The organism is Saprospiraceae bacterium (genome assembly GCA_026129545.1).
Taxonomy (GTDB): domain Bacteria; phylum Bacteroidota; class Bacteroidia; order Chitinophagales; family Saprospiraceae; genus M3007.
On record JAHCHX010000002.1, the window covers coordinates 164,730 to 176,551 of the forward strand.

The window sequence follows — 11,822 nt, forward strand, 5'->3', positions numbered from 1 at the left end:
CGTAAATCGTAAATCGTAAATCGTAAATCGCAAATCGTAAATCGCAAATCGCAAATCGCAAATCGTAAATCGCAAATCGTAAATCGCAAATCGTAAATCCTACAGCCCTATCCCTATCACCACGCCCGTCTTATAGTGGTTTTCCCCGAAGAAGCCCGTCACCACGTCAATGCGGAAAGGCCGGAAGAAGTTGATTCCGATGTTCTCGAAGCCAAAGTTGAGTTCCCAATAAGGCGTTCGTTGGGGCAGCAGTTCCGCGTTCACCGTGTTTTCGGTGTAATAGACGCCCACGCCAAGCACTTCTTTCCAGTGGAGTTTTCGCAGCAACGGGATTTTGTCCAACAGCCAGCCTTGCAGGTGGTGCTGCACATGGGTTTGCACAAAGGGTCGGCGCGTGGCGAAGTCGTAGTAAGGGAGCAGGAAAAATGCCCGCAAGTAGTTGTTGGGTTTTCCGAAGAGTGTCTGGTTGCCCATTGGGTGATGAAAGTCGATGAATTCCAGACGATTGTCCGTCAGGAACATACCTGCGGCCACATTGACATCCGTGTAGCCGAACAGCCCCCACCCGATGCCGTTTCTGCGGATTTGCGCCTGCACATAGTCGTAGTTCACATCACTGCCAACCACCCCGGCAATGGCTTTGCGGTATAGCAGCAAGAGTTCAGGCCAGCCGGAGCTTTCGTACACCCTGAATTTGGGGTAACTGCTAAACGTCTCGCCGATGCGTATGCGGGCCATGAGCTGCATGGTAAAGGCTTGGTGTTGAGCAAAAAAAGGCTCATCGGTGCCCGTGAGGGGTGCATTGGGGGTATAGACCCGGTTCTTGTTGAAAGTGGAATAGTCCGAGCGATTCCTCAAGTCTCGTCGGTTGGCCCATTCCGCATCGGCGCGGAGCCAAAGGCCCGGCATGAGGTAGCGGCTGTACTCGGCTTTTGCAAAGCCTTTTTCATACAGTTTCATGTAGTTGCGCTTCGCAAAAATGGAGTAGAATGTGTTCAGCCCCACGCCGATAGGGTCTTTGTCGCTGAATTGGACCGCCGCGAGGCCGCCGCTCAATTCGAGGTTCGAGTAGAATTTGCTTTCAAAACGCCGTTCGAGGCGCAGCCCGCCGCGCCAAGTTTTTTCCGAAAAGCCATAGTTGACATTGCCTTCCGCCCGCCAAAAGCGGCGGCGTTGCTCGCTGTCGTATTTGCTGAAGGTGGGGCGAAAATTCACGAGCCAACCTTGCACGGTGTTGAACTGAAAGCCATCCGTCAAGGAGGGATAGCTCACCGTGAGGTGTTTCTTCGAGTTGCGCCAAGTGTAGCCAAAAAGCAGGTTGCTGAACTCGAACTTGTTGTTTTTGGCATCTATGCTGTCGCGGTAGGCATCGGATTTCCAGATGCGCTGGAGACTGTCTTTTCGCACATAGTCCACCGATTCTTCCAGCGTGAGCGGGATGGGTCGGATGGTCGTCCAGTAGGTGGAGTCGCGTTCGTTGGCATCGTCCTCTATCTTGAAAGTCTCCTTGTCGAATAGGTTTTTGGGAAACTGTGGGCGGAGGTCGTAGTTGGAAAAAACACCGTTGAAAAACCCGTCGAACTTGAAGCCGAGCAAGCCAAACTTGAAGCCCGTCACTTGGCTCAGCAGCCGCCAGGTGTCGGGTTTTTCGACTGGCACGAATTCTTGCTGGATGCGGAGCGTGTCGAGCACGGGTTGTTTGATGGCCGCGCCCGTGAGCGCGAGGTCGGCGCCCGCGAGGTTCCACCATTCGTCCACCACATAAAGGTGGCCGCTGAAGGCTGGGTCAGCCGACCGCTTGGGCGATAGGCCGATTTTGTAGATGTCGTAATTGTTCTCGTCGCGGTATTTGCCGAGCAATTTGAAATTGTAATAGCTGAATGCGTTGTCGGCGAGGGGCGAGAGTATCTCGCGGTCTATCTCGATGCGTTCGTCGTAGAGGTCGAAGTCGGTGTATGTGGCGCGGTTGAAGCTAAAGCCATTGTCCGAGCCACTGACGATGCTCGAAATCATCACCTCTTTTTTGCGCTCTGGTTTGGCTTGCGCGTACACTTTCGAGACGGATTCGGACAGGTAAATCACCCCTTGCCGATTGGTGTCGAGTATGCCGCCCATGTTGCCTATTTCTTTTCCCAGAATTTTCTTGGGCGCATCTTGCAGTTTGTAAAAGCCCTTGACATAGACATCGCAGCTGTATTCCCGCACCTTGTTTTTGTAGTATTTGCGTTTGGCGATGACCTCTCGCATGATGCGATAGGCGGGGTCTTCGGTGGTGATGACGACCTCCGCTATTTCGAGGTTGGCGGGTTCCATGCGGGTGTTGAGGCGCACGGGGTTGTCGGCGATGGTGACGAGCTCTATTTTTTGCTTGTAACCGATGTACTGAAACACAATCTCGTGCGTGCCGTTGGCGACCGTGAGGCGGTATTCGCCTTCAGCGTTGGCGACGGTGCCATTGGTGCTGTTGCGCACATAGACGGATGCGAAGGCCAGCGGTTGGCCGCGTTCGTCGAGGACTTTGCCGGAGAGTTGGGCGAGGGCTTGCAGGGGCAGCAAAAAAAGGAAGGGCAGCGTGGTGGAAAGGATTTTTTTCATTAAGCAACATTTGCAACGTAAGTGTCGCAAATGTTGGGGACAAATTACAGATGCCGACAGTTTTAACAAAGTTTAACCTCCTTTCAAGTCCCGCAGGTCCAACTCGAATCCCGGCAGCAGCGGTTCGCCGGAAAGCGTCGCATCGAAATTGGGCACCTCTTCCACCGGAAGGGCGGCGCGATAAACCCACGCTTTTTGGCTGTGTGGGTCAATCAGCCAAGCCAGTTGCACCCCGTTTGCCATCCACACATTGGTCATTTTCTTTTTTAGCTTTGCAACAGTGTCGCTCTTTGAACGAACTTCCATCACAAATTCGGGCACAAGAAACGAGATGCCGTCAGCCTGTTCAGGGGTCAGTTGCTTGAGTTTTTTCATCGAAATCCAGGCACCATCGGCTTTGTATGTGGAGCCATCAGGCAAGTCAAAAGCGGCGGAAGGGCTGAAGGCACGGCCAAGATTGTTGGTCTTTGACCATTGCTTCAAAGCAAAAAAAGCCTCACCCTCATAATAGGCTGATTTCAAGGTCATGGGCGGGTGGATTGTGATGACACCATGTTTGTCGCGCTCTATTTTTACCTCCTCATGGTGAAGCATGAATTGGTGAAATTGCGCTTTGGTGATTTTGCTTCTAATCTGCACGGGGCCGTTGCGCACCAACAGCATGAGAGGGTTGACAAATGCCTTTGAGTTTTTGACAGCCAATCGTTTGTCGTCGAACATCCTACATAAATTTTGCTCAAACTTACGAGATTTTTTCCACCAAAACAGCTGCGAAACGGGAAACCTCGAAAATTTTCAAAGTAAATTCAGCCAAGATGGAAAGATGCTTACTGCGCCAAAATATGCGCCATGCGAAGCAGTTCCTTGTTCAAGGGCTTGCTCTTGGCAATGGCCTCCTCAAATGGCGTGTACTGTACGTTGTTGTTTTTTAGACCGACCATTACGCCCGATTTCCCGTTCAACAATGCCTCGACGGAGGAAAAACCGAGCACACTGGCCAGCACCCGGTCGAAAGCAGAGGGCGAGCCGCCGCGTTGCAGGTGCCCGATCACCGTCACCTTGATGTCGTCGTATTCGTCGATTTTGTCCTCCACATATTTGGCGATGTCGTACACGGTGCCCATCTGATGCCCCTCCGCCACGATGACAATGCTAAAAAGTTTGGAGCGTTTGGCTCCGCGCTTGAGCAGTTTTATCAAGTCGTCAATGGAAGATTCCTCTTCGGGTATCAAAACACCGCCTGCGCCTCCAGCGATAGCGGTGTGCAAGGCAATGTAGCCCGACTGACGCCCCATCACCTCCACGAAAAAGAGGCGGTTGTGCGAGTCAGCGGTATCGCGGATTTTATCCACCGCTTGCACCGCTGTGTTCACGGCAGTATCGAAACCTATGGTAAAATCGGTGCCGAACAGGTCGTTGTCAATGGTGCCGGGAATGCCCACGATGGGTATGTCGGGGAATTCTTCCATGAATTTGAGCGCCCCCGTCATCGTGCCATTGCCACCGATGGCGATGAGCGCGTCAATGTCGTTGTAAGTCAGGTTTTCGTGCGCGTGTTTGCGGCCCTCAGGTGTCATAAACTCCTGACTGCGAGCAGTTTTCAGGATGGTGCCGCCTCGGTGGATGATATTGCTCACATCGGTGGTTTCCAAGCGCCTGATTTGCTTCTGACCCTCTATCATGCCTTCATACCCGCGCATGATGCCGTAGATGTGAAGGTCGTTGTGGAAAGCGTTGCGCACAATAGCGCGTATGGCAGCGTTCATGCCCGGTGCATCGCCACCGGAAGTGAACACGGCGATTCGTTTAATGTCTTTTGCCATGATGGAAGTTTGTGTTTACTCAATCGGATGAAGGTGATAATCCGCGAGCGGGTAGATAGGCTTGCGGATGATGACACCGGGTTTCAGGTTGCGAGCCTCCATGCACTGCATCAAGATTTCTTGAAAATGGTGCGCGATGGAGCCGACAAAATGAATGGGAACGTGTTGGTAGCCATTGTACTTGCAGGCCTGCCGGTCGAGGAATTCGCCGAGGCTGTCCGCCACCAAATGCTGCACGAAGGGGTGCTTGATGTGGTCGCCCAGAAAGCGCGTGAACGTGGCAAGGTAAGCGTTGGCCCCTTTTTCATAGACGCGGTCTTTGATGGCATCCATGCCTTCCGGGTAGGCCGTGTCGAATGCTCTGTTGAGGTCGGTAGGCAGTTCGCGGTAGAACTTGGCCCGCACCAACGCCTTGCCCAAGTGCGTGCCGCTGCCTTCGTCGCCCAAAAGCCAGCCGAGCGATGGCACATTGTCGAGAATGCGCTCCCCGTCGTAGTAGCAACTGTTGGAGCCAGTGCCAAGTATGCAGGCGATGCCCGCGTGGTGGCCACAAGTGGCCCTTGCTGCTGCCAGCAAATCATGCTCCACCTCCACGGTTGCTCTCGGAAAAACCGCTTTGATGGCATTAGCCACTATGTCAGCGCGGTGTTCATCGTGGATGCCTGTGCCGTAGAAATACACCTCTTTGACTTTTTCGGGTGTCAGTTTGGGCAACAGTTGTTCCTTTAGTATAGCCGTGATTTCCTCGGTGGAATGGAAGAAGGGGCTAAAACCAACGGTGTTTTCGAGGGTGTGGTCGCGTCCTCCTTGGACGAGCAGCCAGTCAGACTTTGTGGAACCGCAGTCGGCAATAATGACCATGATTATTCGGCTTGAACCGGAAATTCCGGAGGTGACTCGATGTTGTTTGCTGCGTGGGTTTACTATTTGTAAAAACTACACGAATGACGCAAAAGTAGAGGATTCCCAAAAATTGCAGCGATTTATACCCAGATTAAAGAGGATTTAAAGAGTCCCTTGGTTGATTTGCGTGATTTTCATAGGATTGTAAGCGCCGTCCGTTCAAAACCACCTTGCCAGAACCTGTTTTAGGGCTTGCCCGACCAAGTGAGGCGGACGGGGCTGATTTGCGTTGACCATATCTTATGCAGCAAATACTTGGGCAAGGGCACTGCCCCGAAAAATGGGCGGGAGGTGTTCGAGATGTTTTCGTGAAGGGGAGCAGCACCCTCGAATGTGTTTCGAGGCGCTGCCTCTATCTAAGCAGCTACAAATCAATCTTTTAGTTGTTTGAAATCTTGGTGGAGGCATTAAGAAACTTGGTTTGAGTGTTCTAAGCGCAAAAAATAAAAAACTTATTGTTTGTTTTTAAAAAACAAATTGTGTTACATTGCGGCGTTTTTCATTTTGAACAAAAGATTCAGTCCCTCTCACACAAAAATTTTTACGACATGGCAAGTTTGAATCACGCCCACACCAATCACAATAGCAGCAGGGTGGCGGCAGCCGAACAAGCCGAAACCCAAAAGGAACAGTTGCTTTGGAAGCTTCTGCTGGTCGTCGCGCTTACCTATCTGGTATGGACCGACAATGTTTCCATCATCCTGGGCCCCGTTTCGCTCGGAGAGACGAGCCAGCCTACCGAACCGCCCCAAGGCGAGCGGGTAAAGGCGGCGATGTTTGGCTTCACGCCGCACCCCAAGAAAAGCGAAAAAAAACTGACGGAAGTCGAGGTAGCGCTGCCTCCCAACGCCTTGAACAACGTCACGTTTGCCATTGACCCTGCCTTTGCCCGGCGCTACAGCCTCCAAACCTCGGAGATGGAAATTCGCCTCACCAAATGCCGCGACTATGTGGAGCGGTTTGCGCCCGTTGCGATAGCCGAAATGCGACAATCAGGTATTCCCGCCAGCATCAAACTAGCTCAAGGCTTGCTTGAAAGCAACGCCGGAGAGAGCAAATTGGCAATGAAAACCAACAACCATTTCGGTATCAAATGTTTTTCAAAACGCTGCAAAGCAGGACACTGCGCCAACTTCACCGACGACACGCACAAGGATTTTTTCGTGAAATACGCGAACGCCAAAGGCGGGTACCGCGCACACAGCCAATTTCTGCGAAACAGCAGCCGCTACAAGCATCTGTTCGAGTTGGAGCCCACCGACTATCGCGCATGGGCACGTGGCTTGGCGCAAGCGGGATACGCGACCGACAAACAATATGGCGAAAAGTTGATTGCCATCATCCAAACCCTGGACTTGGATAGGTACGACATGCCTTGAACTCGGCGTGGGAGGAGGGGCATCGTCCCACTTACGGTGAATGGGACGATGCCCCTCCTCTAATTCTCCTGTACAATGTTCGCCTTGAACGTTTTGATAGGATTTATTCCACAGTCTGGCCCCCCCAGGGCAAACGCATCAAAAACGCACAAACCTCGGAGAGGTCGGTTGTATTTTGATGCGTTTGCCTTGGGTCCCACCCCTACCCTATCGGCTTTGTTTTTTCCGAAACCCGCCATAAAACCGTTCCCGGCCGATATACCGCACATACTGGATGAAGTTAAATTCCAGATGGTCGAAGCGCATACGCTCGCCATCCACCATCAGGGCGAGGCCAGGTATGTAACGCAAATTGGTGCGCAACAGGCTGCTGCCCGTCCGCGTCACGCGAATATCCCAGCCTGCGATAAACCCAAAGGCCGGCTTCTGCTCCGCTATTTGCTGGTCGTTGACGCGCAGGCGAAGATTTTCCATGGAAAGAGTCACACCAGCGTAAGGCACAAAACCGAGGTAGTTGAACAAAAACTTGTACGTTTCAAGCATGAACGAATGGCGCTGCAACCTGAGGCGGGTATCGAACGCGCCTATTTCATCGCCCATGAACCGGTACGAGAGGCCGACATTCAGGTCGGGACGCGCCCAGTGGTACCCAAGCGCCACATCGAGCATGAAACCCCCAGTCAGCGTGCGATACAGCGCAGGATGCTGATTTTTCAAATAGGGAGATTTGCCCAATTGAAGTGCCGCCGAAGGCCCGACGGCCCAATAGAAGGCGCTCATCTTGTTGTTTTTTTCCAACAAATGATGTTTAAGGTTCTCTTGCTGCACCCCGCGCTCCGTGCGGGCATCGCGGTCGAGGTCCCAGTATCTCACCACCCCGAGCGTGAACGACAAAGCATGAAAAGCACCGCTTGTCTCCTGTTCAGGGGTGATGGCATATTGAAAATTCCGCTTCCTTAGGAGGTGTATGCCACCCGTGAACAGAAAAGAGGGCGTCGCGTATGTCAGCCCCGCCTGCACTGGCCCCACGAAACGTTGGTTGCGCGGAAAGCCCACCCCGTAATCGGTCTCTGGCAAGGCGTGCCCGTAGGACAAGGGCTTGAAGCTGATGCCGATATACGGACGCAGTGTGCCCGCTCGCAAACGCCACGGGTACACCCGCGCGCCCGTTTCGATGCCCTCCGCATAATGCACGGACTCGAAAGGAGCGCCAGAGAAGTTTTTGCGCAGCGGCAACGGAAAGGTGACGTAGAAGTCGGCGTGCCCCCAGAAGTGAATGCCGCCGAGCGTGAGCCGAGGCATCAGCGTAGGCCCAAAGTCGGTGCGCCCTCGATTTGGCAATTCGATGTGTCCGCCCGGCAAAAGCGTCAGGTCGCCCCCTAAGGTAGTCCACGCAAACCGTGTGCTGCGGTCAAGGTAGTCGGCGGTGTAAGTTGTGTCGGAGAGTTGTTGAGCGTGGAGTGTTCCGCACAAGATGAGCTGCAGGGCAAGCAAGCGGATTTGTTTCATGTTTTTTTTCAAATGATAATGCCGTGTCTGGTCATTGACCCGACGCGACACTAGTTTGCTTTTTTGTTTGTCGGGTGCGGCGCATCCAGTAGGCCATGAACGGCAAGCCCAAAGCGGTGGGTGCCAGCCACGGCAACCACATCGGGTTGAACGTCTGCAAGTTGACGACCACAAAGGCCGTCACGGTGGCGATGTATGCGCCCACCATCATGCCGATATGTCGGATGAGCCATTGTTGTTTAGGCAGCGCCTTGCCGCGCAGCACCGCTGAAAAGAGCATCAAATCGCGCGCGGTGAGCAGCGCCATGATGCCGCCAAAAACAAGCAGCACCAAGTGCTTCGTCAGGAGCATAAGCACTGCCACCACCACCGCCACTACCCACACCAACCAATCCAAAGGGGATGGCCGCAGCGATTTGTCGCGCACCGCCCGGTAGCCCGAATAGTTCTGGTATAGCGCAAAAACCGCGATGTAGAATAGGTACCAATTGTGCGATATGCTTGCGAGCGCCAGCGCGGAGAAAGCCACGGCCAGCATACTGTTGAAAAACACTGTCCCTGCCCTGCGATGTGTTTTCCCGCCTTTCGCACTGCCCAGAGCGATTAGACCGGCCAAAAGAGCTAAGAAGCCAAAAAAGATGTGCGTCCACAAAAGAGCCAAGCGAAGCGATTCCATAGTGCGTCGTTTTTTTCAGAAATGATTAGAGCTATTGCGGTGGAGGGCTTTGAGTGAAGGAAGTTGTCATTTTTTCGACTGGCAAGGCAAATTTTGCAGTCGAAATCGGGTATATTCGGCGAAAAATTTAACGAAGCCAGTCGGAAAAAAGGCTTTTCCTTCGCCAAAGGCCTCCACCGCAACAACCCTATTGATGGGACAAAGATTTGCCCACCCGATTCGCCGCGCAAGCGGAAAGGGACGAACGGCCCATTCAGGGACGAGCGACAAGGGGAAAGGGGCGAACGGCGGCCCTTAGGGGCGAACGGCAAGGCGTTCGCGCAGCATTTGGTTGAGTTGGCGCGACACAGGCACCGGAGCGTCCAATCGAGGAAGATGCAATTTGTAGCCCTGCGCGTTGCCGCTCACGTCCTCGATGTGTTGCAGATTCACGATGTGCCCCTTGTGGCAACGCATGAATTGTGGATGTGTCGCCAAAGCAGACTCCACGGCTTTTAGCGAATTGCGTAGGACGACCTTGCGCAATTGGTCATTTTCCACAAAAAACACTTCCACATAATTGTCGGCGGCACGGACGAGCAACAGCGCATCCGCAGGCAGCACGAGGTCGCCGCCTCGGGTCTCGGCGGGAATGCGCACCGGGGCAACGGCGAGGGGTTCCGGGAGGTGTGCGTGCAAATCGCGGCTGATGACCGCTGATTCCCGCGCATATCGCTTGTGCAGACGCGCCTCCTTCAGCAGCACAGAGGCTGTCACCGGAAAAATACCTATGGCCACCGTGTATAGTTCAAAATACATGAGGCTTTGCCAGCTCAAGTCCACTAAGCCCAGCGCATCGCTATACAGGATATTGCCTAAGCCGATTAGCGCCAGATTGACCATCGTCCAGAGGATTTCTCTGCCCACCGTCCAGTTTTTTTCGGTGTAGTAGTCGTTGGGCAACAGGCGCATGCCCATGCCGACCGCCGTCATCACGCCGAAAGAAACCAAACCGTACCCCAATGCGACGTAAAGCAGCCCTTTCGGCAGCGTGTTGAGGCCAAATGGTTGGAAAAACCACAAAAACACGAACACGAAAAAACCTACCACCGCTCCCCGCCACAGGATGTGACGCGGCGAGCGGTCGAGGCTATATGGACGGTTCCAAAACGCTCCAAGCATGGGGGCAAAGGAACGGCGTATTTTTCGGAAGTGATGAAGAGTGGAGGGCTATCTCCAGATTCGCTTGAGCGCGTGAGCCTCGCCATTGGCCAGTTTCACTTTCCCGTTTTCAGCGTAGATTTTGATGGTGGAAAAGTTTTCCCTGGGAAAGAAAATGTCCGTCAACGCGGTAGCGCCGTTGTCGGCAAACAGCTCAGCCGAGCTCACATCAAAAAACAAGTGCAGCCGGATGTTCTTGTCCGCCGACACACGCGGTGCCGTGTGAACCGAGTTGGCAAATTTTTCGGAAAAAGCCACCTCCCCGGATTGGGTGCGGTCGCTGGAATACAAAGCCGTGCCAGCGTTGTAGCCAATGCGATAACGCCCTCCTTTTGCATTCGACAGTTCCACGCCAAAGTCAACAGCAGTGCCGGGGTCAACCTCGAATTCGAGCATCAATTCCATCTGCGAGGGCGAAAACCCGATGGTCTTGGTCAGGTCGAGCGTGCCCGTTATTTCGATAGGCTCCAATCGTCGCCTCGTCGTTCGGAGTTGTTTCAATGCCTCCACGGGGTGCGAAAAAACCCGATAGCCCGCACTTGTTTTGTTTAAGGTAAGCACTCTGGGCAGCGTCATGGCGCTCCGCCAGACGGCGGTAGGCACCGCCGTGGCGTAGTCCCAATTGCTCATCCAGCCCATGAACAGGCGGCGACCGTCGTCGTTGGGTATGTCCGACCAAGTGACCCCTGCGTAGTTGTCGCGCCCATAGTCGAGCCAAATCGCTTTTTCGTCGCGCACCAAAGGCACGAAGGAATCGTCGAGTTTGAAATGTTGGCCGTCAAAATCGCCGACGAAGTATTGTGTGGCCGACCCTCCGTTCGCCCCCCCCGGATTGATACTGACCAGCAAGACCCAGCGGGTGTCGTTGGTTCCCTCTACCACGATTGGGAACAAATCAGGACATTCCCAAACCCCACCGTGTACGCCCCATTCCTTGCCAAAATCGCTGAGGTGCCGCCATTTTTTTAAATCCGGCGAACCCCAGAATTGAATATGGTCGTACGCGGCCAATGCCATCACCCACTGCGCGGAGCGTTCGTCCCAACGCACCTTTGGGTCGCGGAAGTCGCGGATTTGTTTGGGATTGGGCAATACGGGGTTTCCCTCATACTTTGTCCAAGTGCGGCCTTTGTCGTGGCTGAAAGCGATGCCCTGACATTGATAATCGCTGCGCCCCGCTTTTTCCGCCTCCATATCGTGATAGGTAAAAATGGCGACGATAGGGGGCTGGCCCGAAGCCCCATGGCCCAATCCACTGGTGTTTTTCCAGTCCACCACGGCGCTGCCCGAAAAAATATAGCCCAAAGAATCGGGATACAGTGCAATGGGCAAGTGTTCCCAATGCGTCAAATCCTTGCTCACCGCATGGCCCCAATGCATCGGGCCCCACACATTCGAGTCGGGATAGAATTGATAAAACAAATGGTATTCACCCTCGTAGAAAAACATCCCATTCGGGTCGTTCATCCATTTTTCTTTTGGGGAAAAGTGGAATTGAGGACGATGCGGCTCCGAATACTCCAAAGCCTCCTTGTTGGAAGGCGAGGAGGGGGTGTTGCACCCACAAATCGCGCAGCCGATGTAGATGAGCGGTAAGGTCAAAATGGCATTTTTCATGTTTTACACCTTGAACTTGTTGCGGTGGAGGGCTTTGAGTGACGGGGGTTGTCATTTCCTTTGGTTGGCAAGGCAAATTTTGCAGTCGAAATCGGACATACTCGGCGAAAAATTTAACGA

Annotated in this window: 9 protein-coding genes; 1 reads left to right on the forward strand and 8 read right to left on the reverse strand. The window is 53.6% G+C overall.

Features of this window, described 5'->3' with window-relative positions; translation table 11 throughout:
• Window positions 1-99: 99 nt before the first annotated feature.
• The 4 genes from KIS77_14995 to KIS77_15010 all read right to left on the reverse strand — a co-directional run bounded on the left by KIS77_14995 (window position 100) and on the right by KIS77_15010 (window position 5,279).
• Window positions 100-2,595 carry a carboxypeptidase-like regulatory domain-containing protein gene (locus KIS77_14995; GenBank protein ID MCW5923649.1) on the reverse strand — a complete coding sequence of 832 codons (2,496 nt, stop codon included), beginning with the start codon at window positions 2,593-2,595 and terminating at the stop codon, window positions 100-102.
• Between the two features lie 72 nt (window positions 2,596-2,667).
• Complete coding sequence (locus KIS77_15000) at window positions 2,668-3,315, reverse strand: Uma2 family endonuclease (GenBank protein ID MCW5923650.1); 648 nt, start codon at window positions 3,313-3,315, stop codon at window positions 2,668-2,670.
• Between the two features lie 107 nt (window positions 3,316-3,422).
• Window positions 3,423-4,418, reverse strand: a complete 996-nt coding sequence (gene pfkA, locus KIS77_15005; protein ID MCW5923651.1) for a 6-phosphofructokinase — start codon at window positions 4,416-4,418, stop codon at window positions 3,423-3,425.
• A 15-nt stretch (window positions 4,419-4,433) separates the two neighbouring features.
• Window positions 4,434-5,279: a hypothetical protein gene (locus tag KIS77_15010; protein ID MCW5923652.1), complete on the reverse strand. Its 846-nt coding sequence runs from the start codon at window positions 5,277-5,279 to the stop codon at window positions 4,434-4,436.
• Window positions 5,280-5,869: 590 nt separating this feature from the next.
• Between KIS77_15010 and KIS77_15015 the strand changes: the two genes are divergently transcribed.
• Window positions 5,870-6,700, forward strand: coding sequence for a glucosaminidase domain-containing protein (locus KIS77_15015; GenBank protein ID MCW5923653.1), 831 nt, complete (start codon window positions 5,870-5,872; stop codon window positions 6,698-6,700).
• 207 nt (window positions 6,701-6,907) lie between these two features.
• On the opposite strand, the gene KIS77_15020 is transcribed toward KIS77_15015, so the two are convergent.
• The 4 genes from KIS77_15020 to KIS77_15035 form a co-directional block, all read right to left on the reverse strand.
• Entirely contained in the window at window positions 6,908-8,209 is a 1,302-nt protein-coding gene (locus KIS77_15020) for a hypothetical protein (protein ID MCW5923654.1), read from the reverse strand.
• 31 nt (window positions 8,210-8,240) lie between these two features.
• On the reverse strand, window positions 8,241-8,885 hold the full coding sequence (locus tag KIS77_15025) for a DUF2306 domain-containing protein (protein MCW5923655.1): 645 nt from the start codon (window positions 8,883-8,885) through the stop codon (window positions 8,241-8,243).
• Between the two features lie 294 nt (window positions 8,886-9,179).
• On the reverse strand, window positions 9,180-10,046 hold the full coding sequence (locus KIS77_15030; protein MCW5923656.1) for a LytTR family transcriptional regulator: 867 nt from the start codon (window positions 10,044-10,046) through the stop codon (window positions 9,180-9,182).
• 48 nt (window positions 10,047-10,094) lie between these two features.
• Window positions 10,095-11,702, reverse strand: a complete 1,608-nt coding sequence (locus tag KIS77_15035; GenBank protein ID MCW5923657.1) for a glycoside hydrolase family 32 protein — start codon at window positions 11,700-11,702, stop codon at window positions 10,095-10,097.
• Window positions 11,703-11,822: the final 120 nt, after the last annotated feature.

Coding starts and splice junctions, on each gene's coding strand:
- KIS77_14995 (MCW5923649.1), bottom strand. CDS start 2,595: ATGAAAAAAATCCTTTCCACCACGCTGCCCTTCCTTTTTTTGCTGCCC.
- KIS77_15000 (MCW5923650.1), bottom strand. CDS start 3,315: ATGTTCGACGACAAACGATTGGCTGTCAAAAACTCAAAGGCATTTGTC.
- pfkA (MCW5923651.1), bottom strand. CDS start 4,418: ATGGCAAAAGACATTAAACGAATCGCCGTGTTCACTTCCGGTGGCGAT.
- KIS77_15010 (MCW5923652.1), bottom strand. CDS start 5,279: ATGGTCATTATTGCCGACTGCGGTTCCACAAAGTCTGACTGGCTGCTC.
- KIS77_15015 (MCW5923653.1), top strand. CDS start 5,870: ATGGCAAGTTTGAATCACGCCCACACCAATCACAATAGCAGCAGGGTG.
- KIS77_15020 (MCW5923654.1), bottom strand. CDS start 8,209: ATGAAACAAATCCGCTTGCTTGCCCTGCAGCTCATCTTGTGCGGAACA.
- KIS77_15025 (MCW5923655.1), bottom strand. CDS start 8,885: ATGGAATCGCTTCGCTTGGCTCTTTTGTGGACGCACATCTTTTTTGGC.
- KIS77_15030 (MCW5923656.1), bottom strand. CDS start 10,046: ATGCTTGGAGCGTTTTGGAACCGTCCATATAGCCTCGACCGCTCGCCG.
- KIS77_15035 (MCW5923657.1), bottom strand. CDS start 11,702: ATGAAAAATGCCATTTTGACCTTACCGCTCATCTACATCGGCTGCGCG.